26 protein-coding genes and 1 riboswitch are annotated in these 26,180 nt (G+C 65.3%); of the genes, 4 read left to right on the top strand and 22 right to left on the bottom strand.

What is annotated here, in order from left to right; all coding sequences use genetic code 11:
• The first annotated feature begins 136 nt into the window (after nt 1–136).
• The 3 genes from QMK33_RS15050 (at nt 137) to QMK33_RS15040 (ending at nt 3,020) form a co-directional block, all read left to right on the top strand.
• Nucleotides 137–814, top strand: a complete 678-nt coding sequence (locus tag QMK33_RS15050) for a hypothetical protein (protein WP_283565429.1) — start codon at nt 137–139, stop codon at nt 812–814.
• Between the two features lie 83 nt (nt 815–897).
• On the top strand, nt 898–1,926 hold the full coding sequence (locus QMK33_RS15045; protein WP_283565428.1) for a hypothetical protein: 1,029 nt from the start codon (nt 898–900) through the stop codon (nt 1,924–1,926).
• A gap of 68 nt (nt 1,927–1,994) precedes the next feature.
• On the top strand, nt 1,995–3,020 hold the full coding sequence (locus tag QMK33_RS15040; RefSeq protein ID WP_283565427.1) for a hypothetical protein: 1,026 nt from the start codon (nt 1,995–1,997) through the stop codon (nt 3,018–3,020).
• 175 nt (nt 3,021–3,195) lie between these two features.
• Here QMK33_RS15040 and cobC read toward each other — a convergent pair whose 3' ends face one another.
• From cobC to QMK33_RS15005, 7 genes are all read right to left on the bottom strand, one after another.
• A complete protein-coding gene (gene cobC, locus QMK33_RS15035) occupies nt 3,196–3,753 on the bottom strand; it encodes an alpha-ribazole phosphatase (RefSeq protein WP_283565426.1) in 558 nt (185 codons plus the stop codon).
• Complete coding sequence (locus QMK33_RS15030; protein ID WP_283565425.1) at nt 3,738–4,532, bottom strand: adenosylcobinamide-GDP ribazoletransferase; 795 nt, start codon at nt 4,530–4,532, stop codon at nt 3,738–3,740. Before QMK33_RS15030 ends, cobC begins: the two co-directional genes overlap by 16 nt.
• A gap of 17 nt (nt 4,533–4,549) precedes the next feature.
• Complete coding sequence (cobT, locus tag QMK33_RS15025) at nt 4,550–5,593, bottom strand: nicotinate-nucleotide--dimethylbenzimidazole phosphoribosyltransferase (RefSeq protein WP_283565424.1); 1,044 nt, start codon at nt 5,591–5,593, stop codon at nt 4,550–4,552.
• Nucleotides 5,594–5,888: 295 nt separating this feature from the next.
• Nucleotides 5,889–6,917, bottom strand: coding sequence for an ABC transporter ATP-binding protein (locus QMK33_RS15020; RefSeq protein ID WP_283565423.1), 1,029 nt, complete (start codon nt 6,915–6,917; stop codon nt 5,889–5,891).
• Nucleotides 6,917–8,005, bottom strand: coding sequence for a FecCD family ABC transporter permease (locus tag QMK33_RS15015; RefSeq protein ID WP_283565422.1), 1,089 nt, complete (start codon nt 8,003–8,005; stop codon nt 6,917–6,919). The genes QMK33_RS15020 and QMK33_RS15015 overlap by 1 nt, the downstream gene beginning before the upstream one ends.
• Entirely contained in the window at nt 8,002–9,252 is a 1,251-nt protein-coding gene (locus tag QMK33_RS15010) for an ABC transporter substrate-binding protein (RefSeq protein WP_283565421.1), read from the bottom strand. Before QMK33_RS15010 ends, QMK33_RS15015 begins: the two co-directional genes overlap by 4 nt.
• Nucleotides 9,253–9,282: 30 nt before the next feature.
• A riboswitch (cobalamin riboswitch) is annotated at nt 9,283–9,485 on the bottom strand.
• Complete coding sequence (locus QMK33_RS15005; protein ID WP_283565420.1) at nt 9,463–9,786, bottom strand: AAA family ATPase; 324 nt, start codon at nt 9,784–9,786, stop codon at nt 9,463–9,465. It overlaps the preceding riboswitch by 23 nt.
• A 107-nt stretch (nt 9,787–9,893) precedes the next feature.
• On the opposite strand from QMK33_RS15005, the gene QMK33_RS15000 reads away from it, so the two are divergent.
• Complete coding sequence (locus QMK33_RS15000; protein ID WP_283565419.1) at nt 9,894–11,249, top strand: cobyrinic acid a,c-diamide synthase CobB; 1,356 nt, start codon at nt 9,894–9,896, stop codon at nt 11,247–11,249.
• Between the two features lie 707 nt (nt 11,250–11,956).
• Here QMK33_RS15000 and QMK33_RS14995 read toward each other — a convergent pair.
• The 15 genes from QMK33_RS14995 to QMK33_RS14925 all read right to left on the bottom strand — a co-directional run bounded on the left by QMK33_RS14995 (nt 11,957) and on the right by QMK33_RS14925 (nt 25,965).
• Nucleotides 11,957–12,820 (bottom strand): sterol desaturase family protein, encoded by an 864-nt coding sequence (locus tag QMK33_RS14995; protein WP_283565418.1) that lies wholly within the window; start codon nt 12,818–12,820, stop codon nt 11,957–11,959.
• A 137-nt stretch (nt 12,821–12,957) separates the two neighbouring features.
• Nucleotides 12,958–13,908 (bottom strand): radical SAM protein, encoded by a 951-nt coding sequence (locus QMK33_RS14990; protein WP_283565417.1) that lies wholly within the window; start codon nt 13,906–13,908, stop codon nt 12,958–12,960.
• A 57-nt stretch (nt 13,909–13,965) separates the two neighbouring features.
• On the bottom strand, nt 13,966–14,709 hold the full coding sequence (locus tag QMK33_RS14985) for an ABC transporter ATP-binding protein (RefSeq protein ID WP_283565416.1): 744 nt from the start codon (nt 14,707–14,709) through the stop codon (nt 13,966–13,968).
• Between the two features lie 100 nt (nt 14,710–14,809).
• On the bottom strand, nt 14,810–15,463 hold the full coding sequence (locus QMK33_RS14980) for a hypothetical protein (protein ID WP_283565415.1): 654 nt from the start codon (nt 15,461–15,463) through the stop codon (nt 14,810–14,812).
• On the bottom strand, nt 15,456–16,076 hold the full coding sequence (locus QMK33_RS14975) for a hypothetical protein (RefSeq protein ID WP_283565414.1): 621 nt from the start codon (nt 16,074–16,076) through the stop codon (nt 15,456–15,458). The genes QMK33_RS14980 and QMK33_RS14975 overlap by 8 nt, the downstream gene beginning before the upstream one ends.
• Before the next feature lie 25 nt (nt 16,077–16,101).
• Entirely contained in the window at nt 16,102–16,866 is a 765-nt protein-coding gene (locus tag QMK33_RS14970; RefSeq protein WP_283565413.1) for an ABC transporter permease, read from the bottom strand.
• Nucleotides 16,856–17,704 (bottom strand): ABC transporter permease subunit, encoded by an 849-nt coding sequence (locus QMK33_RS14965; RefSeq protein WP_283565412.1) that lies wholly within the window; start codon nt 17,702–17,704, stop codon nt 16,856–16,858. The genes QMK33_RS14970 and QMK33_RS14965 overlap by 11 nt, the downstream gene beginning before the upstream one ends.
• Nucleotides 17,685–18,923, bottom strand: coding sequence for an ABC transporter substrate-binding protein (locus QMK33_RS14960; RefSeq protein ID WP_283565411.1), 1,239 nt, complete (start codon nt 18,921–18,923; stop codon nt 17,685–17,687). The genes QMK33_RS14965 and QMK33_RS14960 overlap by 20 nt, the downstream gene beginning before the upstream one ends.
• Nucleotides 18,924–19,055: 132 nt before the next feature.
• Nucleotides 19,056–22,076, bottom strand: a complete 3,021-nt coding sequence (locus QMK33_RS14955) for a TonB-dependent receptor (protein WP_283565410.1) — start codon at nt 22,074–22,076, stop codon at nt 19,056–19,058.
• Between the two features lie 109 nt (nt 22,077–22,185).
• Nucleotides 22,186–22,887, bottom strand: a complete 702-nt coding sequence (locus tag QMK33_RS14950) for a TIGR04282 family arsenosugar biosynthesis glycosyltransferase (RefSeq protein WP_283565409.1) — start codon at nt 22,885–22,887, stop codon at nt 22,186–22,188.
• 277 nt (nt 22,888–23,164) lie between these two features.
• Complete coding sequence (locus tag QMK33_RS14945) at nt 23,165–23,590, bottom strand: alpha/beta fold hydrolase (protein WP_283565408.1); 426 nt, start codon at nt 23,588–23,590, stop codon at nt 23,165–23,167.
• Nucleotides 23,591–23,626: 36 nt separating this feature from the next.
• Complete coding sequence (locus QMK33_RS14940; protein WP_283565407.1) at nt 23,627–23,881, bottom strand: hypothetical protein; 255 nt, start codon at nt 23,879–23,881, stop codon at nt 23,627–23,629.
• The gene (locus QMK33_RS14935; protein ID WP_283565406.1) at nt 23,848–24,303 is read right to left on the bottom strand and encodes a hypothetical protein; all 456 of its coding nucleotides are present in this window, start codon (nt 24,301–24,303) and stop codon (nt 23,848–23,850) included. The genes QMK33_RS14940 and QMK33_RS14935 overlap by 34 nt, the downstream gene beginning before the upstream one ends.
• A 47-nt stretch (nt 24,304–24,350) precedes the next feature.
• Nucleotides 24,351–24,908 (bottom strand): carboxymuconolactone decarboxylase family protein, encoded by a 558-nt coding sequence (locus QMK33_RS14930; RefSeq protein WP_283565405.1) that lies wholly within the window; start codon nt 24,906–24,908, stop codon nt 24,351–24,353.
• A 181-nt stretch (nt 24,909–25,089) separates the two neighbouring features.
• The gene (locus QMK33_RS14925) at nt 25,090–25,965 is read right to left on the bottom strand and encodes a helix-turn-helix domain-containing protein (protein WP_283565404.1); all 876 of its coding nucleotides are present in this window, start codon (nt 25,963–25,965) and stop codon (nt 25,090–25,092) included.
• Nucleotides 25,966–26,180 lie beyond the last annotated feature (215 nt).

Raw genomic sequence — 26,180 nt, 5'->3', positions numbered from 1 at the left:
CTTGCCGCTGCGGGCTACCCGGTACCAGCCGGTACCGGCGCGGGGCCGGCCAGGTGGCGCGAGCGGGCAAGGGCCAAGCGCCTTCTATATCCGTGCAACTTTGTAACATTGCGCCCGCTACCTTGCTCCCGACGCTATGCCTGAACCAGATAATCTCGGCCATAAGATTCTCAGCTTTTTCATTAAAGACGCTGAACCTGCCAATTCACCCCCGCCCCCCGGCAACGGGCCCAGGGTGCCGGCGGGTGCCGGGCCTCCCGCCCCAAGTGCGCCGCCGGCCGCCGCGGGGCCGGCCCCGGATGCCAAGTTTGCCGAGCACCTGGCCGGCGTGCTGGCTCACAACAACCCGCCCGGCCCCGACTATTTCGAATTCAGCGAAACGCTGCGCAGCCTGGCGGGACTGGGGCTAACTGAAGAGAAGCAGTTTCAGGCGGCCTGGGCCAGCTACAAGGCCATGGGCGGGGCGCCGCAGGTGGCCGCGCTTGCCACCACCGGCCAGCACTACCTCACGGTGCTGGGGGCCGACCGCGACGCTTTTGGCAAAAGCGTGGAAACGGCCATTGCCGAGCGGGTGGGGGGGCTGCAAAAAGAGCAGCAGCAACTCCAGGCCGACAACGAGGCCCTGGCCCGGCAGCTGGCCGAAACAGAGCAAAAGCTGGCCGCCAATAATGGCCGCCTGGCGGCCATCGGGGGGGAGGTAACCGAGCAAAGCGGCCGGCTCAACCAAAACCGGCTCAATTACGAGGCTACGTACGCGCACTTCACGCAGCGTATTCAGGACGACCTCACCAAAATCACGCAGTACTTGCAGTGAGGCCGCGCAACGGCCCACCGGGCCACCAATACTAGTACCCAAAGCCTATCTTGGCTTCCTCATTCCTTCTTCATCTTCTCCGTATGGCAACTCCTGATTTCACGCAGCTCGGCGTCGCCACCGATGCCGAGCGCCGCTCCTTTTGGGCGCGCCCCGAGGGGGTGCTGGGCCTGGTGGTGCTGGCGGCCCTGGTCGGCGCGGGCCTGTTCTACTTCAACGAGGTAGTGAAATTCCTTATCGAAGTGGCTACCAACACCCTGCACCTGGCTTTCCTGCTGGGGGGGCTGGCGCTGCTGGTGTTTCTGGCCACGAGCCGCGACATCCGCACCGGGCTCTTTTTCTTGTTTAAGACGCTGATGCGCAAAATTACCGGGCTCGTTATTCAGCTCGACCCCATTGCCATTCTCAAAATCTACATTGAAGACCTCAAGCAGAAGCGCCAGAAAATGCAGGGCCAGATTGACACTCTGGCCGGGCAGATGGTGAAGCTCAATAAAAAAATCAACGAGAACAACGACGAAATCAAGCAGAAATTTGCCGAGGCCAACAAGGCTACCAGCCTGGCCGACCGGCCCGGTATGAAGGAAGCCGCGCAGCTGGCTACCATCGAGGGCGCGGGCTTGCAGCAGATGAACGAGAAGCTGCTGCCCCTGCAGCGCAACATCAAAATGGTACTCGCCTTTATGGAAAAGGTCAATCGGAGCGCCGATTACATCATCAAGGAAACCGAAATCAAGGTGCGCCTCAAGGAGGTCGAATACAAGATTGTGAAGGAGAGCTCCAGCGCACTGCGCACGGCGGTGAGCATTTTTAAGGGCGACCCCGACAAGAAGTTTTACTTTGATGAGTCGCTGGAGTACATCCAGGACGATATGAGCCAGAAGCTGGGCGAAATGAAGCGCGCCATGGATATGTCGATGGATTTTATCAATTCGGTAGATGTGCAAAACGGCATTCTTTCCGACAAAGGCGAGGCCATGCTACAGGCCTATAACCAGGGCGAGTTTAAGCTGGTGAGCCTCGACACCCCACCCCAGGCCACCACGCTGAGTGCCCGCGGGGCCGAGCGCTTTCCGGCCAAAGATGCGGGCTACCAGGACCTGCTTAATTAGCTCTTCAGCCGGGCGTTGCCCCCGCCCCGGCACTACCTCTTTCTTCTCCTTCACCTTACTTTTTTTCTATGCAACGCATCACCCTGGCCGGCCGGCTAATCATTACGCTTATTGTGGTAGCCGCCGTGTATTTTGGCTTCCGCTATTTCGCTGGCTCCCGCCTCGCGCCGGCAGTGGTTACTACCACCCGCCCGGCACCTGGCACCGAAACGGACACGGAAATGGATACGGCTGGCGAAACAGACGCCGAAACCGGGAGTACGCCTTTCGGCAAGGGTAGTGCGGCGGCGGCTTTTGCCTACGAAGCGCCCGCCCCCGTCAACGGCAAGCTCAAGGGCGTGGTAGAGCTGGGCGCCAGCGGCTTCAACTCGTTTATCGTGCGCATTGACAAAGACCGCCGCTGGAAGCTGGAAAAAGCCGACTTTGGCAATAGCCTGGTGCTGGAAAACATGGCCTCCGACGACGATGTGCGCAAGGGCCTGAAAGCCTACATCGGCCAGATGCTGGACTACGGCGTGGGCGGCCGCGACATTCATTTCGTGGTGAGCTCCGGGGCCCAGAAGGCCGCGGGCACGGCCATCATCATCAAGGCCCTGAAGAGCCTGAACTACGTGGTGAACACCGTGACGCCCGAAAAGGAAGGTGTGCTGGGGCTGCGGTCGGTGCTGCCGCCCGCCTACGCCGGCAAGGCGTTTGTGACGGATATTGGCTCGGGCAACACCAAGATTTCGTGGCTGGCCGGCGGTGCGCCCACGTCGGTCGAAACCTACGGGGCCAAGTACTTCGGCAACGGCACGGCCGATGCCACGGTGGCCACCGACGTGAAGGCCAAAGCCGAGCAGGTGCCCGCCGCCCTGCGCCAAACCTGCTTCATTATTGGGGGCGTGCCGTTTGAGATGGCCAAGAAGGTGCGCAGCGGCAAGGAGCGCTACACCGTGCTGAAAGCGGCCGACACCTACCAGCTGGATAATGCCAAGTCAAAGGCCGGGCTCAATATCTACAAATCTATTGCCAAAGCTACTGGTTGCCAGCAGTTTGTGTTCGATTGGGATGCCAACTTCACCATTGGCTACCTGCTCACGCTGCCGCAATAAACTACGGCGGCCGGCGCAGCACTAAAAAAGGCGGAGCTTATGCTCCGCCTTTTTTTTATGGCCGAAGCTTGCCGGCCTCTGCCCAGCGTGGTTGGGTGAGTCCGGGCAGTTTTGGGTTCTGCTCCGCCCCCGGAAGCCGCCCCCGGAAACAAGGTGCCTGCCTAAGTTAACTACTTCATTTATTGAGTGTTATCAATTGCCAGCGCCCGTACTGAAATTGTAGCCTGGTTACCGAAGCGTAATCAATTTGCAGCTGAAAAGCGTTGCGCAGCGGAATTTCCAGGCAGTGGCACACCAGCGCCCGAATGGTGCCGCCGTGCGTGAAAACCAGCGTGGGCCCGGTGGGGGCAGTGGCCGCCAGCTCGGCTAAAAACGCGGCGGCCCGCTGCTGCACGGCCCCAAAAGTTTCGCCATTGGGCGGGGCCAGGGTCACGTAGTCGGCCATCCAGGGCGTGGTTTCGGCGGGGGGCAGCTCGGCCCAGAGGCGGTTTTCCCAGGCCCCAAAGTTCATTTCGCGCAGGCGCTCATCCAGGGTTGGCGCGGAGGCCACAGTTTTGGCCAGGGCCACGCAGCGCTGGGCGGGGCTGCTGACTACGCGGTAGGGCGCGGGCGGCAGCTTGGGAAGCAGCTGGGCCGCTTCGGCGGCAAACGTAGCCGCGAGGGGCACATCGTGGTGGCCGTAGCAAATGCCGGGGGCCTGCACGGCGGTGTGGCGAATCAGATAAATTTCCATGCGAAACCAGCCAGTAGAAAAAGGTAGATACTCACTTCGGCCACCTGCTGAATGGCCCCCAGGCAGTCGCCGGTGTAGCCGCCAACCCAGCGCTGAAAGTAGCGGGCCAGCAGCGTTTTTACGGCCGCCAGCGGTAGCAGCACCAGCAGCAGCGCGGGGCTACGCTGCCAGGCCGCGTAGGCTAGCAGGGGCAGCGCACCCAGCAGCAGGCCGGCGGCCAGCTCGGGGGCGCTCATTTTTTTGGCCACGGGCTTGGCCTTGCTGTCCTCGTTGGCGCGGGCGTAGCGGTGGCTGTAAATGCAAGTAAGCGCCGTGGCCCGGCTGAGCGGGTGGGCCAGCAGCAGGGCGGGCACCACGGCGGCCGGGGGCAGCCCGCGCAGGGCCAGCAGCTTGCCCGCCAGCAGCAGCCCCAGGCCGGTAACGCCGTAGGTGCCCAGGCGGCTATCCTTCATGATGGCCAGGATTTTAGCCGCCGTCCAGCCGCCCCCAAACCCGTCGCACACATCGGCAAAGCCGTCTTCGTGAAAAGCGCCGGTGAGCAGAATACTGGCCACCATGCTCAGCAGCAGCGCCACCTCGGCATTGCGAAACAGGAAGCTGGCCCCCGCAAAAACGCCCGCCGCCACGCCGCCCACCAGCCAGCCCACCAGCGGGAAATAAACCGTGGCCTTGTTAAGCATTTCATCAGAATAGCCTACCCACGCGGGCACCGGCAGCCGGGTATAAAACTGCGTGGCCAGCAGCAGCAATCGAAGGTGGGCGCGCAGCCAGGAAACCATAAAAACCACCAAAAAGCCTAAATAAGAGAGTCGTCGCGCACGCCGGCGCTCTCAAAGGACGCCATTTCGGTGAGGAACCCGACGGCCGCCTGCACCAGCGGATAGGCCAGCGCGCAGCCTGTGCCTTCGCCCAGGCGCAGGCCCAGGCGCAGCAGCGGCTGCCCGCCCAGCTCGGCCAGCAGCAGGCGGTGCCCCCGCTCGCCCGACTCGTGGCTGAACACGCAGTAGGCCAGCACCGCCGGGGCCAGCCGGGCCGCCACCAGCAGCGCCGCCGACGCAATGAAGCCATCAATGAGCAGTAGCATCCGCCGCTCGGCGGCGCGCAGCATGGCCCCGCACAGTTGCGCAATCTCGAAGCCGCCGAAGGTGGCCAGCACCGCCAGCGGGTCGGGCCCCACTGGCGGGTGGGCGGCCACGGCCTGCGTGAGGGTAGCCAGCTTGCGGGCCAGGCCGGCCGCGTCGAGGCCGGTGCCGCGGCCCACGCACTCGGCCAGCGGCCGGCCCGTGAGCAGGTGCATAAGCACGGCCGCCGCCGAGGTGTTGCCGATGCCCATCTCGCCCAGGCCCAGCACGTTGCAGCCGGCGGTGTGTTGCTCGTCGGCCAGCCGGGCGCCGCGGTGCAGGGCGTCGGCGCACTGGGCGGCGCTCATGGCCGGGGCCTGCGCAAAGTTGTGGGTGCCCTCGGCTATTTTCTCGTTGCGCACGGCGGGCAGGTCGGCAAAGCTGCCGCGCACGCCCGCATCCACAATGGTGAGGCCCAGGCCGTTCTGGCGGCAGAAGACGTTGATGGCCGCCCCGCCGCCGGCAAAGTTGCGCACCATCTGGTGCGTTACCTCGGGCGGGTACTGGCTCACGCCGGCCTGGGCAATGCCGTGGTCGGCGGCAAAAACCAGCACGTGCGGCTGGCGCAGCGTGGGCGTCAGGGTTTGCTGCACCAGGGCCACCTGCCGGGCCAGGGTTTCGAGCTGGCCCAGCGAGCCGAGGGGCTTGGTTTTGGTGGCTATTTTGTGGTCAATGGCGGCGGCCATCGCCGTATCGGGGGCGGTAATATTCCAGGGCATCAGGCAGTAGGGGCGGGGGGGGGTGGTAGCGTCGTAGGCGTTCTTAAAGTGCTTGTATTAGGTTAGTTACCACTTATTCTCGGCTACGCCGGCCTGGTTTGTCTCGGCACGCGCGCCCGTAAAAACAGGTACGGCAAGCGGTTGACGTAGGCCACAATGGCGGGGCCTGCGGCATCGGTGGCCATCGGGCCCACCAGGCGGCGCCCGCCGCGGCGCGGCGGGGTGCCCCGCCGGGCGGTAAGTAGCGCGTACCGGTGAGGGGGCGCGAAGAGAGTCGAATATTGTTTGTAAGTAGCTAACTGTCTTTTAATTGGCTCAGCGCCCGCAGCAGGGTTTCCACCGAGTTGTGGGCCTGGGGCGGCTGGCCGGCGGCCTGGCTCAGCCAGGCGGTTTGGGTGGCGTGGGGCACCCGCACGCAGAGGCTGGCCTCGGCGGTGGTGGGCACGAAGCCCTCGCGCTCCAGCGCCCGGCGCGTCCAGAATGCGGCGGCCCCGCTGCCCAGCAGCTGCACGGCCGGGCCGGTGGGCGCGTGCAGGGCGAAGGTGCCGGTAGCCGCGTCAAAGGCCAGCCCCTCGTGCACAAACGCCGCCGCAAAGGTGCCACTAAGTACCAAGTCCTCGGGCGTGCCGGTGCGCAGCGCGCCCACGGCGGGCAGCAGCCAAATGCGGTCGGCGGCCTGCAAGGCCAGGTCCAGCTCGTGGGTCGAGAGCAGGATGGCCTTGCCGGTTTGGCGGGCCAGGCGGTGCAGCAAGCGCATGAGGGCCACGCGGTTGGGCAGGTCGAGGTGGGCGGTGGGCTCGTCGAGCAGCACCACGGGCGTATCCTGGGCCAGGGCACGGGCCAGCAGCACTTTCTGGCGTTCCCCATCGCTGAGCTCGCCCACCGGGCGCGGGCCAAACGCCGCGGTGCCGGTGGCCACCAGCGCTGCCTGCACCTGCGCCTCGTCGTGGGCCGAGAGGCCGCCCAGCCAGCCGGTGTGCGGGTGGCGGCCCAGGCGCACCAGCTCGCGCACGGTGAGGTTGCCGGCGTCGAGGCGGTCGGTGAGCACAATGCTGAGCTGGCGCGCCCGCTCGGGCGCGCTCAGCGCGGCCAGCGGCTGCCCGCCCACCGCCAACTGGCCGCCCAGAGCGGGCTGCAAGCCGGCCAGCGTGCGCAGCAGCGTTGATTTGCCGGCCCCGTTGGGCCCCAGCAGGCACACCAGCTCGCCGGGGGCCAGGGCCAGCTGCAACGGCCCGGCCACGGGGCGGGGCTGCTTTTTGGCGGCAAAGTAGCCTACCACCAGGTCGGTAGCCACCAGCAGGGGCGCGGGAGGAGGGAGCAGCATCAGGAGAAAGACGAGCGGATATTCTGGCGGCGCAGCACCACCCACAGCACCACCGGCGCGCCCAGCAGCGAGGTTACCACGCTGAGCGGCAGCGAGGTCTGGCTGCCGGGCAGCTGCGCCACGCAGTCGCAGGCCAGCGTGAGGGCGGCCCCGGCCAGGCAGGTGCCGGGCAGCAGCAGGCGGTGGTCGGCGGTGCGCAGCAGGGCCCGCGTGAGGTGCGGCACGGCAATGCCCACGAAGCCAATGGGCCCGCAAAACGCCGTAATGGCCCCCGCCAGCAAGCTCGTGCTGGCAATGATGAGCGTGCGCGAGCGCCCCACCACCAGGCCCATGCTGCGCGCGTAGTTCTCACCCAAAAGCAAGGCATTCAAGGGCTTAGCCGAGGCAAAAGCCAGCACCAGGCCCACGCCCACCACGGCCGCCAGCACCGCCAGGTGGCTGCCCACCACGCCGCCCAGCGAGCCAAACGTCCAGAGCAGGTATTCCTGAATCTGCTCGGGGGCGCTGAAGTATTGCCACAGGCTGACGATGGCCCCGGTAACGCTCGCAATCATCAGGCCCACAATGAGGAGCACCACGTTGTCGCGCACCCGCGCCGAGAGGGCCAGCACCAGCCCCATCACCAGCGCCGCGCCGGCGGTGGCCGCCAGCACTAGGCCCCAGCTGCCGCCCAGCCCCAGCGCCCGAATGGCAAAGCCGTTGGCCACGCCGCCGCCGGCCAGCATCACGGCGGCCACGCCCAGGCCCGCGCCCGCCGTGAGGCCCAGCACCGAGGGCCCCGCCAGCGGGTTGCGAAACAGCGTTTGCATCTGCAAGCCGCTCACGGCCAGCCCACTACCCACTACCAGGGCCGTGAGGGCCTTGGGCAGGCGAATTTCGCGCACAATAAACGTCCAGGCCGGATTGCCAGTGGGCTGGCCCAGCAGAATCTTCACCACCGCCGCCACCGGAATGCGCACCGGCCCCAGGGCAATATCGAGCACGAAGCCCAGCAGCACCAGCGCGGCCAGGGCCACCAGCCAGGTGGCCGGGCGGCGCGCGCCCGCTACCGGGGCAAGGGCGGGGGCCTCAGGTTGCACAGGCCTCATTTAACGGGTTGGTAATAGTAGAGCTGCCAGGTAGGGACCAGCTCAGGGTGCAAAATCCGGATTAAGTCGGAGAGCAGCAGGTCGGGCCGCACCGCCCCCGATTCCCAGTAGTCGTTGGAGCCCTGGGCGTTGGTGCGGCGGTTGTTGTTGTATAGGTGGCCATTTTTGAAGGGCGCAAAGGCCGCGTAACGGCCATCCTGGGCCAGTATTTCGGCCTTGGTGGTGGCGGTGCCCGTGTGCAGCCAGTAGTCGGCGGTGAGGGCTACCGGGGCCACCGTTTCGAACGACAGCGCCAGGCTGCCCTGCGGCGACTTGGTTTTGTTCCATTGGTAGGTGGCGCCCGCGTCGCGCAGAAACTGCGCCATGTAGCTGTCGGCATCGGGCACGTACCACACATCCTTGAAGGGCAGGCCCACTACCACGGTCGGCTTGTGGGCCGCCCGGTGGCCCAGGGCCGCCAGCCGCTGGTACTCGCGCGCCACCTGGCCAAACTTCTGGTTGACCAGGTCCTCCTTGTTGAGCAGCGCGGCCAGCACCTTCACCCACTCGGCGCGGCCCAGCGGCGTCGACTCGACCCACTCCGAGTTGAGCATCACGGGCACCCCGGCCGCTTGCAGCGTCTGGTAGCGCGTGAGGCCCTCGCCGGGCCAGCCGGTGGCCATCACCAGGTCGGGGTGCTGGGCAATAAGCTGCTCATTGTTAAGCTCTTTGCCCTGGCCGGCTTCCATAATTTTGCCGGCCGCAATGCGCTGCCGCACCCGCGGGGCCGAGGCGTACTGGAGGTTGCCGAGGCCCACCAGCACATCGGCGGCCCCCAGAAAATCGACCAGCGCCACGTGCATCGACGATAGCCCCACCAGCGTGCGAATGGGCGTCTCCAGCACGATGGCACCGGCGTAGCCCGCCGGGCGCGCCGCCCCGCGGGGCACCAGCAGGTAGCGGGTAGCGGTAGTTTTTTGCTCAACCGGACTCAGGATGGTCACCACTTTGCCACCCTTTATATAGCTGATGGTAAAGCCTTTGGCGAAATTGACCGTGGTGCGCCCCCTGGGGATGGCGGCGCTGGCCCGCAGCGGCGTGCTGGCGCGGGGCGCGGCCACTGGGGCCGGCCGGGCGCGCGGCGCGGCGGTTTGGCCCTGGCCCGCCAGCGCGGCCAGCAGCAGGGCCGCCAGCACGAGGCCGCGGCGGAATAAGAAAAGCGAGGGTACACCACCGGCACGGCCGGGGGGTAGCGGGGAGTGGAGCATGGTGCGACGAGCCTTTCTGCCGAAAGCTGGGACTGTATGAAGCAGGTGGCAGGTCTTCTGACTTCCCCGCCGGCTGATGGCCTTCCCATTCCCGCAGGAAACAGTGGCGCCTGATTATCAGTCGGTTTAGTGAGGGGGGTTACAGCAGCGGAGACTGTCCCGGATTCACACCGGATTCCCTATTAAAGCCGCCCCGCACCGCGGAAACGACTACCATTTGCTGGGGCGAAGGTAGGCACTATTGCCGGCCGCGCCGCCGCTGGCCCCCATCGCCCTGCCGGCCGACCACCGCCCGCACCAAGGCCCCGCGCTCCGCCACGGAGGCCCGGGTAAGTTTGCCACCGTGCGCGCCCGCGCCAGCTCAGCAAAGCCCGCCAAATCGAGCCACGGCGCCAGCCCGCTGCCCAGCGCTACCTGCTCCCGAGTGAGCTGGCGCGCTACCTCATCGGCCCCCGCGAAGCTCGCCCGGCGCAAAGCCGCCAGCAGCGTAGTTTTGCCAGCCCCGGGGCCGCCCGAAATCACGTAAAAAGGCATCTCGATTTCTACATAAAAAACGGGCGCACGGGCCGGGCAGGGCGCGGGCTGCGTCGGCTGGCCCGGCCCCGGTGCGGCCGGCAGAGGTCGCGCCCTTCGCGTTTCCCATGCTCCCTATTCCTTCCGAAAAGCCCCAGTTTCTGCTGGCTGCGCCCAGCAGCGGCAGCGGCAAAACCACCCTCACGCTGGGTTTGCTGCGGGCCCTGGCCCGGCGCGGCCTGGTGGTGCAGCCCTTCAAGTGCGGGCCCGACTACCTGGATACCCACCACCATACGCAGGCGGCGGGCCGCCCCAGCCTCAACCTCGACCTGTTTATGGCCTCGGTGGGGCACGCGCAGGCCACGTACGCGCACTACACCGCCCCCGCCGATGTGGCGGTGGTGGAGGGCGTGATGGGCCTCTTCGACGGGGCCGACCGCATGCGCGGCAGCGCCGCCGACGTGGCCGAGCAGCTGGGCATCCCGGTTATCCTGGTGGTCGATGCCAGGGCGATGGCCTATTCGGTGGCCCCGCTGCTGTTTGGGTTCAAGAATTTTTACCCCGGCATCCGGCTGGTCGGGGCCATTTTTAACTTCGTAAACACAGCCACGCACTACCATTTCTTGCGCGAGGCCTGCGAAGATGTGGGCGTGGAGCCGCTAGGTTATTTGCCTAACAATCAGGAATTTATTATTCCCTCGCGCCACCTGGGCTTGTCGATTGATACGGCTATCCAGTACGAAGCCATTGTGGAGGCCCTGGCCGATGCCCTGCCCCACACCGTGGACCTCGACCGCCTGCTGGCCGCCACGCGCACGGCCGCGCCAGTCGCTGCGCCGCTGCTACTGCCCGCCCCAGTTGGCCCCGCCCCGCGCCGCCGCCTGGCCGTGGCCCGCGATGCGGCGTTCACCTTCACCTATCACCAAAATTTAGTGGCCCTGGCGGCGCTCGGGGAAATCACGTATTTCAGCCCGCTGGCCGATGCCGCGCTGCCCGCGGGCACCGATTTTTTGTACCTGCCCGGCGGCTACCCCGAGCTCTTTGCCGGGGCGCTGAGCGCCAACGCCCCCATGCGCGCCAGCATTGCCGCGTACTGCGCCGGGGGTGGGGCCACGTACGCCGAGTGCGGCGGCCTGATGTACCTGGGTCAGCAGCTGCTCGATGCGCAGGGCCAGGCCTTTGCCATGGCGGGCGTGCTGCCCTGTACCACCTCCATGGCCCCGGCCCAAATGACGCTCGGCTACCGGTCGGTAGCGTATAATGGTCTGACTATCAAAGGGCACGAGTTTCATTATTCGAGCCTCACCGACCACGGCCTGACGCCCGCGCCGGCCGCCATCACCAACGCCAAGGGCGCGGCGGTGCCCGTGCAGCTCTACCGGCAGGGCAACGTGTGGGCCTCCTACGTGCACCTGTACTGGGGCGAAAACCCGGCGTTTGCGGAGCAATTGCTGGTGCTCGCCACGCCGGGCGCGCCGCCATAATAGCCCGATAATACCGGCCACCAGCACCGCGCACACGGCGCGGTTGAGGCGGACCAGGGTGGTCCCGGGGTAGCTGGCATTGGGGCTGCTGTGCCGATTATCAAACTGCCAGGCTAACCGCCAGGCGACGCCGCCGTGGAGCATTTTGAATTCGGTGACTGGGGTTAAAAAGCCGGCCGACCCGAGCAGGTGCCGCCTGGCTGGTCGTGCCCCGGTCCGCCGGCGCAGCCGGGGCCTATGCGCCGACTGGAAAACCGCTTTAGCGGTGCAGGTCGGCGTAAACCTTGCTCATGTCCACGTTGGCCCGAATAAGGTCGGCCAGGCGGTCGAACTGGCTGTTTTTGCAGGCCGCAAAGTCGAGTGGTGCCCCGGCAGTCGGCCGCGGGCGCCCCGAGGAAGGAAAAAGGGCGCCGCTGGGTTATTCGGTTCACCAAATTGCTATAAGTTAGCCGACTCACTTCGTAATGGTATGTTGACTCTTTCCATATTGCGGAGTTAATCATGCTAGCATAAGTTATTCACCAACAAATACTTAAGTCTTGCGCAGAAACAACTTCGGAGATAAAGCACGCTAAGCACTTCCAGTAAGCTTCTAAAAAGAGGGAGGGGTGTAAGCATAAACTATTGTCTATCAATATTTTATACTTACACCCCTCCCTCTTTACTGGCGGGCCGGCCACCCCCGAAAATCCGTAGGGCCGCCGGCCCTACGGCACCAGCTCGTGCAGCGGGCCGGCCAGCTCGGGGCGGCCGGGCACTAAGCCATCGGGGCGGGCCCAGGGCCGTAGCGGCTCCAGGGGCAGGGCCAGCAGGCGGCGGGCGGGCAGGTCGGCGGCGGTGGGGTAGGCGGGCACGCCGATGGTGAGGGCCTGCTGGGGCACGTTCAGGCGCAGGGTGCGGTGCAGCCGGTCCCAGAGGGTGAGCACGACGCCGAAGTTGCTGTCGGTTTCGCGCTGCACCTGCGAGTGGTGAATGCCGTGGGCGCGCGGCGTCACCAGCACGCGCACCAGCTGGTGCTCCACGGCAAAAGGCAGCTGCCAGTTGCTGTGGTGAAAGGCCGTGCAGGCCTCAAACACAGCTTCGAAGCCCAGCACCGTGGCGGGCCGCACGCCCAGCACCGCCGGCACGCCGGCGCGCCACGGAATGCTGGCCAGCATCTCGCCAAAGTGAAAGCGCCAGGCCGTGGTCAGGTCCATGTCGAGGTCGGAGTGGTGCACGCGGTGCAGCCGCCACAGCAGCGGGGCGTGCAGCAGGCGGTGCCAGGTGTAGCCCAGGTAATCGAGCAGCAGCACTTCGGCCGCCAGGCGCAGGGGCTCGGGCAGGCGGGCCAGCAGCGGCTGGCGCGGGGCCCAGGCCTGGGCCAGGCCCACCATGGCCGGCAGCAGCGTGAGGCGCATGGCCGGCAGCGAGGGCGCGGCAATGAGCGAGTTGCGCAGCCACCGCCGCGGCCGGGGGAGCGTGCGGCGGCGCAGGGGCCGGCGGGTTTCGAGCAGTAGCAGGCCCAGGGCGGCCACGGCCAACACCGGCCCCGCCCACCGGTCGAAGCGGCGCAGCAAGGGAGAGGAGAACACAGGTAATGCCATAATAATAAGGAGGTTAAAGTACTTAAATAGAATAATTGCATCCTCCGCAAGCGCCTCGCGGAGGGCGATAAGGCTGCCTGGCTGCCGGCTGCTTGTTTGAGAAAAACCAGCCTGGCGGCAATGACCTACGCCGCCCCTACCGGGGCAAGCTTGGCCAGCGGCAGCATGGGCCCCTCGAAGTGCTGCTCGAAAAACTCGTCGCACCAGCGGCACACGTTTTGGAGGTCCTGGCCCCGGGCCAGGGCGTGGGCTTCCGTTACGCCGATGGACTCGCCCATCTTCCAGGGGTCGCCCTCGTTGAGGCGCTGCATGATTTCGGATTGGGAGGCGCGCAGCAGCACGTCGGCCACCTTTTCCTGGCGGGCATCGCCGAGCGGAAATTTGGTGCCGGGGCAGCAGGGATTGATTTTCCAAAGCTGAATGCTGATTTCCTGGGGCAGCTCGGTGCCGCCCAAAAAGCCCCGGGCCCCGGACAGGATGGCGCAGAAATTATGGCTGGGGTCGCGCAGCCAGATGTCCTTTTCGAGGGCGCGGCCCCGGGCCCAGTTGCCGCCCAGCCACATGTCTTCCGACGCGCCCCAGTAGCCCCAGCTCAGGCGGTGGCTGGCCACCAGCATGTGGTCTTTTTCGATGAGTGGGTCGTGGTCGTCGCCGTTCACGCCGCGGCTCTCGAAGAGGTCGGCCAGGGTCATGAGGCGGGCGCCGGCCGCCTTGTGGTAGCGGTCGATGCTGGCAATGTCGAAGCGGGTGACGCCCTTCTCAATCAGCAAATCGAGGATTTCGGGGGTCAGCAGGTCGCCGTTGGTTTGCAGCATTACCTGGGTGCGGCCCTGGTACTTCTCCTGAATGGCATCGAGGATGAGGTAGAGCTTCACGCGGTCGGCAATGGGCTCGCCGCCGGAGAGGATGAGGCGGTCGACCTGGTCGGGCAGGTTGCGCACAATGCGCAGGCAATCCTGGGCGCTGATGCGCGTGCCCTGCGGCCCGGAATTGTTGTAGCAATGGTCGCACTTGTCGTTGCAGAGCTGGGTAAACACCCAGTACACAGACTCGCAGTGGTTGAAATCGGTTTTCATTAGTTGGTTTTTAACGACTAATCAAGCCGTTCTGCTGCGCCTGTCGCAGCAGAACGTTCATATTTTTTCTCGAAGCGCCGTTTGCTGAATGGACTCCCAAAAAGAAAGCTCGGCGGCAATGCTGGTGCGCGGGTCCTGCACAAACTCGCGCACGCTGGGAAAGCTGGTGAGAATACCCCGGTCGAGGTAGCCAAAATGGGTGCCCACGGTGAGGGCCTCGCGGCTGTCGTGGGTCACGAAGAGCGAGGTAATCTGGTGCTGGCGGCTCACGCGCAAAAAAAGCTGCTGCATATCGGCCCGGGTTTGGGCATCGAGGTTGCCAAAGGGCTCATCGAGCAGCAGCAGGCGCGGCCGGATGATGAGGGCCCGCCCAAACGACACCCGCTGCCGCTGCCCACCCGAGAGCTGGTGCGGCGCCTTCTGGGCGTGGGCCCCCAAGTCGAGCTCGGCCAGCATCTCACCCACGCGCTGGGTTATTTCGGCCTTGGCCACCTGGCGAATGCGCAGCCCGAAGGCCACGTTTTCGAACACCGTGAGGTGCGGAAAAAGCAGCGGCTCCTGGTAGAGGTACACCAGCTGGCGCTCGTTGGGCGGCACCGGCCGCAGGTCGTGTCCGTCGAGCAACACCATGCCGGCGTCGGGGGTTTCGAGGCCGGCCAGTATTTTGAGCAGCGTGGTTTTGCCCCCGCCCGAGCGGCCCAGCACGGCCAGCACCTGCCCGGCCGCCAGCCCGCAGCTGATGTCGCGCAGCACCGGCTGGCTGCCAAAGCTTTTGGAAAGATGAGAGACGGTTAGCAGCATAAGGGAGGGGTAGCGGGAAGCCGCCGGGGCGTGGCCCGGGCGGGTGCCCCGCAAACAAAACAGAACAAAAAGCGCCCGGCCCGCACTGGCGGGCGCGGGCTCATAGCCGGGCCCCGGCCCCGTAGGCCGCGGCGTCGATGGTGAGGCGGGCGGGCGCGGGGCACACGCCACTCAGCCACTCGGTGAGGCGGTCTACGTAGTGGTCGAGGTGGGTAATCTGCTGCACGCCGTGCTCCACAAGGGGGTCGAGGGTGGTGGCCAGCAGGGTGCCGCCGTGCTGGTGGGTTTGCCAGGTAATGACCTCCCCGGCGGCATTGGCCTGAATGATTTCGGCCGCGGCCGGCACCCGGGTATATACGCCGTGGGTGTGCCAGCAGGCCTGGCGCGGCGTGAGGCCCTGGTACACGGGGTGGCCAAAGTTGGTGGTGGCCACGGGCGGGTTGGTGGGGTCGGCCACCCACCAGTAGTTGTTCACGGGCCGGTCTTCCCACTGCGCATCGAGCCAGGCCGTGGAGGAGTCGCCTTCGAGAAATACCTTTTTGCCCGCCGCCAGAAAGTCGTAGATAACGGCCTGCTTTTCGGTCAGCACCGCCTGGTTAGACTGAAACGGAATGGCCAGCGCGTCGAGGCCGCGCACGGCTTCGGCGTCGAGGTCGTGGATGTAGAGCAGGCGGTACAAGTCGCGGTACTTGGGCGCGGTGGCCAGCGCGTAGTGCGACCATACGCCGTTGAAAATCAAGCCTATCTTAGCCATGAGCGGGAACGGTAGAGGTGGAAAGCAGGTGAATGAAATTGCGGTACAAAGCCACCGGGGCCCTGTCGGGCTGGCCGGCGTAGCTTACATCGGCCAGCGGGCCGCTGGCCGTGAGCAGCAGGCGGCCGGGCGTGCTCACCTCGTCGAGCACCACAATGGGGCGCTGCCAGGTATCGTGCAGCAGCACCTCGGCGCCCGGCGCGGCCTGGATGTAGCCGCAGGCCCACCAGCCGCTCATGCCGTGCGAGAAGTTGAGCTCGTCGAGGTTGAGGCCCGCGAGCAGGCCGTGGCGGTCGGTGCCGCAGGAATAGCGCACGTCCTGGCTGCGGCGCGCGTTGTCCATCACCCACTGGTTGCCGGGCACCCAGGCCGTAAAGAAGCCGTCGCAGCACACCAGCGCCCGGCCCGCCGCCAGAAACGCGCGAACGTTATCCTTGATTTTGAGCAGGGCCACGTGGTCGGAGCCGTTGGGCACCACCAGCAGGTCGTAGGGCAGCAGGTCGGGGCTGAAGTCCTTGGTAACGAGGCAGGTAGTGTACTGCACCTGCGCATTGGAAACGTAGTACTTTTCGAGCCCCTGAAGGCCGTTGGAGATAAGCAGGGCGTGGAGCATGGCAGCGGAAAGAGGGGAAAGAAGGCTACGGATTTTTGCGCAGCAGCGCGGCGCGGTTGAGGCGCAGCAGCAGCGCCGGGGGCAGCAGCAGCAGCAGGCTGGCCACGGCCGCCAGGGGCGCATTGGCCTCGCCCACGTAGGCAAACACCTGCACCGTAAGCGTACGCACCTTGCCCACGCTCAGCACATTAGTCAGGCCAAAGTCAAACCAGGCCAGCAAAAATGTTTGAAACAGCGCTGTGCGCAGCAGGGGCCACGCCAGCGGCAGCAGCACTTGGCGCAGCGCCTGCCCCGGCGTGCAGCCCAGCGTGCGGGCCAGCTGCTCGTACTCGGTGGCCTGCCGCGTCCAGAAGCTGCGCAGCAGCAGCGTGGCAAAGGGCAGGGCCATCAGCAGCAGCCCCAGCAGCACCCCGCCCACCGAGCCCGACAGGTGCAGGCGAATAATAAACGGCTGAATGAGCACCGCCAGCAGCACCGGCGGCAGGGCGTAGGGCAGGTAGCTGGCCACCTCCCAGTGCCGCGCCCAGGCCGAGCGGGCAATGGCCCGCGCCAGCCCAAAGCCCCCGGCCGTGGCCACCACGGCCACCGTACCGGCCAGCAGCAGGCTGCGGCCCAGGCCGGCCAGCAGGTCGGTGCCCGGCCCCAGCAGGCCGCGCACGGCCGCCAGCGAGTAGGCCGGGGGCAGCGCCGCCGGAAACCGCCAGCCCTCGCCCACCGCCAGCAGCGCCAGCAGCACAAAAGGCACGAAGAACAGCACGGCCAGCGTGCCCAAAAGGAGGTTAGAGCGCATGGCGACGGATAGTGCGCAGGGCCAGCACCAGCAAAACCAGCAGCCCGCCCGCCACCACGAAGCCGGCCAGGTAGGCGGCCGGCAGTTCGCGCAAGTCGAAGCGCTGCAAACGGGTGGTGAGGTACACGGACAGCATTTGGGGGTAGGGGCGGCCCAGCAGCAGCGGAATATCATAGGCCCCCAGGGTGGCTACCGCGCTCAGCAGCAGCGTGGGGGCGGCCCGGCGCAGCAGCAGCGGCAGGGCCACCCGCCGCCGAAACTGCCCCGCGCTGGCCCCCAGCGTGCGCGTGAGCTGGTAGTAGTCGTCGAGGCGGCTTTCCTGGTAGATGGCCTGAAAAAGCAGGGCCAGAAACGGAAACGTGAGCAGCACCTGCGCCAACACAATGCCCACGCCAGCCGCGTCCTGCACCAGCTCCGGGAAGTCCTCCAGCCGGCCAGTGAGCCCCGCCTGGTAGCTCACGCGGGCCAGCCAGCCGGCCCGGCTCAGCAGCTGAAACAGGTAGAAGGCCATCACCAGCGTGGGCATCAGCAGGGGCACGTAGAGCAGGCCCAGCAGCGGCCCCCGCCGCAGCGAGGCCTGCGCGCCCAGCACCAGGGCCAGCGCCAGGCCCACCGACAGCAGTAGCACCGCGCCCGCCACGGCCGCGCTGTACAGGGCGGCGTAGAGCAGGCTCGTGTCGTGGCCCAGCGCCAGCCAGTAGCGGCCCGTGCAGCCCGCCGCCAGCGGCCCGGCCAGCCCCACGCTGCCCAGCAGGGCGTAGGCCAGCCCCGCCAGCGGCAGGCCCACCACCAGTAGGCCGTAGCTGCCCAGCAGCAGCTTAGGAAGCCGGAACGGCATGGCTTTCAATGATATAGGTACGAAAATCCTTGAACAGGCGGGTCATGTACTCCGGGTCGGGCTCGGGCAGGGCGCGGCCCTGAATGGCGGCGCGCCGCGGGGCGTAGCGCCGCGAGGGCAGCCGCTCGAACTGCTGCCGCTGGCTTGCCGGCAGGGCCGCCAGGTTCAGCACCGTGTGGTCGCCCCACACGTTGGGGTCCATCTTCTTGAGCTGCGCCTCGGGCGAAATCAGGAAATTGATGACCAGCAGGGCGGCCTCGGGGTGCTGGGCGCCCCGCACCACGCCCAGGTAGTGGGCGTTCTGAATAGTGCCCGGCAGGGGCACGTAGGCGCGGGCCGTGGCCGGAAACACCTTCTGGTTCACCTTGTTATCCACTTCTGCGTCGTTGTTGGAGAACGTGAAGGCCACCTCGCCGTTGGCAAAAAGCTGGTGCAGCAGGGCCAACTGCTCGGGAAACGTCTGGCCCTGCTTCCAGAAGTAGGGCTTGCTGGTATTGATGACCCGCCACAGCTCGCCCGACCACTTTTTATACACGGCCTCGTCAAACTTGCCCCGGAATAGTGCCGGGTTGCCCGACAAGGCTATCATCCACGATTTGAGCAGGGTCATGCCCGTAAACTCGTTGGGGATGGTGAACTGGCCGGGGTGGGCCTTGAGGTAGGCCGGCAGCTCGGCAAACGAGCGGGGCGGCTGCGCCACCCGCGCCGAATCGTAGATAATGTTGAACTGCACGTTGCCCCAGGGGCACTCCATACCAGCAATGGGCTGCTGGAAGTCGGTGTTAATGAAGGGGTTCTGCAAATCCAGCAGCCGGGCGTTGGGCAGCTTCTCCACGAAGGGGCCCAGCAGCGCATCTACCTGCCGCAGCTGGTAAAAGGTTTCGCCGTTTATCCACACCATGTCGGCCTCGCTGGGCTGGTTGGCCTGCTGCTCGGCGGCCAGCGTTTGCACCAGTTGCGCGCCCTGCCCGGCCACCAGCTGCAGCTCAATACCGTAGCGGCGCTGCACCTCGGGCTTCACGTAGGTGTTCATGTACTGGTTGATGAGCGGGTCGCCCTGCCACATCACCAGCGTCACGGGCTGGTTTTTACCCTTGTTTTCAATCTGCGGCCAGCTTTGCGCCAGGGTTTGCTGCGGCGTGCGCGCTTCGTTCGGGGCGGTACCGCACCCGGCAAGCAAGGTGGCAGCGGACAAAAGCAGGAAGAATATTTTTTTCATAGAAAAGTGTGCGTCTAAAAGGTCGTCATGCGGAGCGAAGCGTAGTCGAAGCACTTCTGTCGCTTCGCCCGAACTGTTGCAACGAAGCGGTAGAGATGCTCCGCTTCGCTCCGCATGACGTGCCAGCAACGTTTACAGCGCGTAGCGCAGGCCAAACTGGAACTGACGCGGCGCACTCGCGTTGCGCCGGATGATACCCGAGCCGGCCGGGCCGGTCTGAATCTGGTTGCTCTGGGTGGCGTTGTTGGCGTAGCCGCTCAGGTTCTGGGTGTTGAGCACGTTAAACACGTCGGCGGTCAGTTCCACGCGGCTGGTTTTCTCCCCAAAGTGCAGCGTGTACTGCGCCGCCACGTCGAAGGTCTTGGACCAGGGCAGGCGGTCGGAGTTGCGGCTTTCGCCGGGGTAGCGGTCGGCGTTGCCGAGGTAGGCGCTGCTAAACGAGCTGCCGTCGCCGTTCAGGTCGTTGGTGAATACGTTGGTGGTACCGGGCACCAGGTAAGTCCCCGTTACGCGGTTCACGGGCTGACCACTTTGCAGTAGCGCCGCCAGCGTAAAGCGCAGGTTCTTAATGGGATAGTAACTGCCGATGGCATTGATAACGTTGGTGCGGTCGTTGATGGAGTTGGCAAACTCGGGGCCGTAGTTGTTGGCGTCGGCGGCGCGGAAGTTCACGTCCTCGGTGTCGTTTTTCAGGTTCGAAAGCGTGTAAACCAGGCGGTAGCCAAACTTCTCGTCCCCGGCATCGTGCTGGATGTTGAAGCTGGCGGCCGCGTAGCGCGAGCGGCCCGCCGACTCGGTTTCGACCACGTTGGTGGCCACGCCCGGCACGCGCTGCCCCCCAATAAGGGCGCTGCCATCGGCCAGAATGGGCACCGGCCGGGTGGCGTTGGCCTGGGCGGCGGTGCGCACGGTCACGTTGTTGGGGTCGGTCTGGGCGTAGTCCGACACGGCATTCACGTTGCGCAGCCGAAACAGGTCGTAGGAGCGATTATACATCAAGTCCACGTATAACAGCGTTTTACGATTGACCTGGTACTGGTAGCCCAGCGTGCTCTGGTACGAGTAGGGGTTCTGGTAGCCGTTGGGGTTCAGAATGCGGCGCTCCAGGCTGGGCACGCTGGCGCGCTGGCCTTGCAGGGTGCTGGCCGAGGGGCCTTGCAGGTAGGCCACGTTGGCAGCGCTGCCGCTCAGGTTGCCATCGAAGGTGATGCGGTCCACGTTGGTGCTGCCGGGCAGCGCGCCCACGCGCACCAGCTCGCGCAGCTGGGCTTTGTAGTCGGCCGAGGTCGTGTTCTGCTGCAACGCATCGCTGTACACGGTGTACAGAATCTTGTCGTAGAACAGGCCGTAGCCGCCGCGCAGGGCGCTGCGCTCGGTGAGCCGGTAGTTGAAGTTGGCGCGGGGCGCCACGTTGTTGCGGTCGCCGTGCTCGGCCCCACCCTTCGAGAGGTTGTCGTAGTCGTAGCGCAGGCCCAGGGTCACGTTCAGGCGGTCGGTCACGGCCACCTGGTCTTCGAGGTAGATATTGTACAGGTTCTGGGTGGTGCCGAAGGAGGCCGGGCGCAGTTCCACGCTGTAGTTGAGCACCTGGGCATCGGCCGGCACGTCGTTGATACTCAGGCCGGGGCCCAGGTTGCGGGCGGCCAGCGCCGCCAGCTGCGTCGGGTTCAGCCGCACGGTGTAGCTGCCGTTGGGGTTGCCGCCGCCGTACAGCAGGTGCGCGGTGCTGATGAGGCCCAGGCCCGCCTTGAAGGTATTGCGGCCCTGCACGAGCGTAAATTTCTGCTGGGCCTGCCAGGTGCGCTGGTGCGAGTCGAAGAGGTAGCCGGGGTGGCCGAGTACGGCAATGGGTTGGCCGGCAGGGTCTTGCACGGTCACGTCGGGGCTGTTAGGGTTGTCGGCCCCGGCGTAGTTCCAGCGGAAAGTGGCGTACTGCAAATCGGTTTCCGAAGTGAAGTTGCGGCCCACGTAAATGTTCTGGCTGGCAATTTCCACCGAGTTGCGGTCCTGCTTATTGCCCGTGGAGGGGAAAGCCACGCCGCCGTCGAGGCCACCGCCCTGGCGCGCAATGTTCACGATGCCCACGTTGGCCCGCAGCGACGACCGGAACCGGTCCGTCCAGCGCTGGTCGAGCTTGCCCGAGAGGTAGGTGAAGCGGTTTTGGCCCCGCACCGTGGCGGCCACGCCCAGCGCGGGCGAGGTGAGGGCGTTGTCCTTGCGGTCGAACGTCTGCTCGGCGTTCAGGTAAAAAAACGTCTTGTCCTTCACCAGCGCCCCGCCCACGGCAAAGCCAAACTGCTGGCGCTGAAAGCCGTTCTGCACCTGGTTGCCCGAGAGGTCGCGCTGCGGAAACGCGGTTTTGCCATCAATGCCCGGGCCGGGCCGGGTGAGGTAAAACGCCTCGGCCGAGAGGTTGTTGGAACCCGACTTGGTGGTCACGTTCACGATGCCGTTGGCCGAGTTGCCAAACTCGGTCGAGAAGTTGTTGGTGAGCACGCTCACGCCCTGAGCAAAGCCCACCGGAATGGCGAAGCGCTGCCCGCCCAGGAAATTCTCGTTGTTATCGAGGCCGTCAATCAAGTAATTGGTATACAAGCCATTGGCCCCATTAATACTCACGTTGGGCGCTTCGGAGAAGAAGCCGGTGGCCAGCGTCACGTTGGGCAGGCGGTAGAGGGCGCGGGTGATGTCGCGGGCCTCAATCGGAATCTCGCGCAGCTCGCGGGCCGAGAGTTCCGACGACACCTCCGCGTTCTGGGTGTTGATGGTGGTGGCGTTGTTGGGGGCGCGCACCACCACGCCGGCCAGCTCCTGGGTGCTGATATTGGGCAGCACCAGCGTCACGCTGGGGCTGGAGTTGGCGCGCAGCACCAGGCTGGCTTCGCGCACGGCCTGGTACTTGTCGCTCACGGTGGTGCTCACGGCGTAGCTGCCGGCCGTGCTCAGGCCCCGGAAGCGGGCCTTGCCCTGGGCATCGGTGGGCTGCTCGGTACTGAAGCCGATGGCGGCATTGTCGAGGTGCACCGGCAAGCCCACCACCGGCCGGCGGGCAATATCCTGCACTGACACCACCAAATCGACCTGCGCCCAGGCCGGCAAAGTGGGCAATAACAAGCCCACCAAAAGGGCTATAAACGGGAAAAATCTATTCATAAAAATGGCTGCAAGCAAGCTGAAACGAAACGCGTGGGCCGGTCAGGGTCGGGCGCGGCCGCCCATAAGCAGCCCCGCCCGACCCCGGACCGGCAAATCATCGGAAGTTTCAGCGGGCCGGCGGCCCTCGGTGGGGGCGGGCGGCCAGGTGGCCCCGCTGGCTGGCCCGTGGCCCGGCGGGGCGCGCCCCGCGCCGCCGGGTGGTGCGCAGCCGGTGCAGGCCGCGCCGCAGCGGCCGGGCAAGGGGCTGCCGCAGCACCCGCGCCAGGCCGGCCGCATCGTCGATGTCGGCCAGGGCGGGCAGCTGGTGCACCACTGCGCCCAGCCGCCGCAGCTGCCGGCGCAGGGCCGCGCCCAGGTGCTGGGTTTGCCAGGGCAGCGCCAGCCAGGCCGCACTTTCAAACAAGGCCCGCGACAGGCCCAGCAGATACACGCCGCCATCGGTGGCGGGCCCCAGCACTGCGCCGGTGGCCTGCACCGCCGCCACGGCCCGCCGCAGGCAAGCCGCGGTAAGCTGCGGGCAGTCGTTGCCAATAATGAGCAGGTGCTCGTAGCCCAGCGCGAAGGTGGCCCGCACGGCCCCGGCCAGCCGCTCGCCAAACGTGGCCCCGGCCTGCTGGGCCGAGTCTACGCACACAAAATCGACGCCGGCCCGGCGGGCCGTGGCGGTGGCGTGCTCGATGAGGCGGGCGGCCACCGCCGCGTTGTCGGCACGGGTGCCGTGGCTCAAGAATCGCTTGCGCGCTCCTTCCTCGCCCGCCGAGCGGGTGAAGAGCAGAACGGCAATGCGGGTGGTGGGAAGTAGGGCCAAAAGAGTAGGTGCCCAAACGGGCGGGTGCGAAATAAGTTGGCCCCGCCAGCCGGCGGCGGTAGCCCTGGTCCGATTGTCGCCGCCCCGACTACCAACCTTACAACCTACGAGGAAAAAAAACGCGCTGGTTGGGGCCCGGGCCTAAAAAGACCAAAAAAAACCGGGTGGCGGCGGCAAGGGCACCAGTGAGACCGCGACTGCCGGCCCTGTTCGCCAGTTGCCCGGCCCGGCTCCAGTCGCCTGCTGCCCGCGTAGGCACCTGCTCCTCAGTGGCAACCTACTGCCCCCGACAACCCTGCTTTCGGCCTGCCCCGCAGGGGGCGAGCGGATGGTCGGCGGCCAAAGCCAGCCCGATGGCCCCGCCGATATCGTGCACTACCAGGTGGTAGCCCTGCTGCAGACCCAGGGCCTCGGTGGCGCGGTGCAGAAAACGGGCAAAGCCCCGGAAGGTGTAGTCGAAGTCTGCCGGGCGGCCCGTGAGGCCCAGGCCCGGCAGGTCCACAGAAATGCCGCGCAGGCCCTGGGCTTCGAGGCTGCGCAGCATTTTGCGAAACAGGCAGGCAGAAGTGGGCACGCCGTGGAGGCAGAGCACGGGCTCGCCTTGCCCGTAGTCGAGGGCGAAGGCGCGTACGCCGTCCACGTCAAAATAGCGGCCGCAGGCTTGGTGCTGGTCAAGCAGCTGGGCTACGGTGGTCGTGCTCATCGGTAAGTTGGGAAGAGCAGTAGCAACTACGGCCGGCTACATGTCTACCTTGAGCGTGGCTGGGCGGCTGGTTTGCTCAAACAGCTCGCCGTGGGGCACAATGGTGATGTTGCCGTACTCGCGTAGCAGCTTGCGGTAGGCCTCCGCCACGGGCCGGGGGTTGCGGTCCGGGTCGAAGAGGCCGCAGCCGTTCACGGTGCCCTCCTTGCGGGCCAGGCCGATGTTCCAGTCCACCTGGTCGATAAGCGAATACCACGTTAAGCCCAGCACGGGTACACCGACATTACGCATCTGCAAACATTTGCCCACTGCTTCCAAAGCCAAACGGGGGCCTCATTGGGGTCAAGCACGTTGGTTTCGGTGCGCATGACCGGCTTGCGGTAGCGCAGGTAGTACTCGTGGGTGATGTTGAACCAACCCAGCACATCGGTGGCCGTCACTACCTCACTATCGGGCAGAATCATGCGCTCGTTGCGGCCGTAGTAGTCGTTGCCCATAATCTGGTAGCCCGGCGGCTCGCCGGCCATAAACCAGTCGTACTCCTGCTGGCTCAGGCCGTTTTTATGCAGGTAGGCGCACACTTCGCCGTCGGGGTGGTGGGCATAGAGCAAATCCAGGGAGAGGAAGCGCAGCTTATTGTCCAGCTGCACCTCGGGCGTGCGCTCGGCCCGCAGCTCGTGGGTAAACTCGGCCGACTCGCTCTGCACAACCACGCAGTCGGGGCGGTGCTTGGCAACTTGCTGGTTTGTCCAGCGCAGCTTCAGGCCGTTGCCGGCTGCCAGGCGTACTTCTTAAAAGCTTCATCCACTGGCGTTTCAGCCACGTGGTTGGTGTAGTTGCTGATTACCTTCTGCGACAGGCCCAGGATGATGTCCAGCACCTGGCGCTGGGCGTAGCCAGCCGCGTAGAAGGCTTGCAGCTCCTGCTCGGAAACGCGGCCCCGGTTGCGGACCATCAGCAACGTGAAATCGTGCAAAGCCTGGAGCTTTTTGGTGGGCAGCGCCGTGCGGTTGCGCAGGGCCTCCGTAATGGCGGGGTCCACCTTCATCATGTGGGCAATGCCGGTGTGGGCCGGCACGCAGTAGTGGCACGCGTGCTCCACGTTGATGGTTTGCCACACCACCGTCTGCTCGTCGTTGTCGAACGACGATTCGGTGAACAGCTTGTGCAACATCTGGTAGGCTTCCAGCAGGCCGGGGGCTTCGGCCAGCGCTGCGTGCAGGCCGGGTATCATACCGAACGACTTCAGGGAGGTTTCCAAAAACGGCTTGCTCTTTTCGGGGGCCGTTTCGAGGGTATGAATGGGGAAAGTGCTCATGGTCTTTGGGTTAAGCAGGAATAAGCGCCGCCCCAATCGGGGAGCTTTTTGGTGGCGTCTTTCTTAACCCAAAGGTACCAGCGGCCCCAAGCGGCCAACTGGATAATGCGTTCTACGTTATGGACATTCGGGTCACGCGTGGCCGGGCCGCGCCAGGGGCCGCCGGCCGGTTCCGGCAGCGTTAGGGTGCCCCCGCAGCATTGCCCTCCAGCGAGGGCAGCGCGTGCGTGGCCCGGAAAGCGGTGGGCGTAATGCCTTCTCTTTTCTTAAATAATCTGGTAAAATAGAGCGGGTCATTAAAGCCGGCTTCGTAGGCGATTTCACCAATTGCTAAGTCGGAGAGGGTGAGCAGCTCCTTGGCCTTTTTCAGCTTTTCACGGATGAAGTAATGCGTAGGGTTGTCCGCGTACATTTTTTTAAATGCCCGCTTAAAAGCCGATAGGCTGAGGTGGCACAACGCGGCCAGCTCTTCGAGGCTCAGGTTGGAGTGCTTGTGCAGGTCGATGATGTTTTTCAGGTTGAGGGTGCGGGAAGAGTACAGGTCGGTTACCAGCTCCAGAATAGAGGCGGCATTTTTGGTCTGCACCAAAAGCAGCACCAGCTCCTTGATTTTTAACTCCAGCAAATCGTCGTTGACCAGCGCCGGGTTCTGGAAGTAAAATTCCAGGGATTCGACATACCGGGAAATAATGATTTCATTGGCAATAATGGTGCTCTGGCCCATGTAGGCCCTTTTCTCAAGGAGGGCGGGTAACTCGGTACTGTATATCTGCCGGAGAATATCGGGGTATAAATGGATGGCCAAAACCTCCATGGTATCGCCCGCTATCTTATGAATAAAATCCAAAAAGTAGGTTCCGCACTTCATGAGCACTGCTTCCTGGTTTTCTATCAGCAGGTTGTCGGCGGGCGAAAGCAGCTTGGTGCCCGCGCCCCTAATCTGGATAAAGCAGCCTTCGTTGTGGAAAATAGCCTCGTACCTGTAAGGGGTGCTTATGAGCACCTTTTCAATGAGTACTTTATCCCTGTAGGAGAAGGTTTTTCGTTCGATAATCATGCGGAAAGCGAAAGGTGCCCGTGAGCCGGTTGCGGCTACTTGCCTGTTTGCCAGGGCGGCAGCGGGGCGGGATGGAAGAAACTGCGCGCGGCGGCATAAGGTTGCCGGGCGGCCCGCCAGCCTGCGGGCGGGCCCAAATCCCGGTGCCTGGTGCAGGTTTGCGCCCACCACTTCCCGTTTTTCCTTCCCTCCCCATGCCCCGCCCCCTCGTTGCC

Origin of the sequence: Hymenobacter sp. H14-R3, assembly GCF_030063445.1 — a bacterium.
Taxonomy (GTDB): domain Bacteria; phylum Bacteroidota; class Bacteroidia; order Cytophagales; family Hymenobacteraceae; genus Hymenobacter.
The sequence above is the reverse complement of the archived record's forward strand: the minus strand, read 5'-3'. Positions and strand labels throughout refer to the sequence as shown.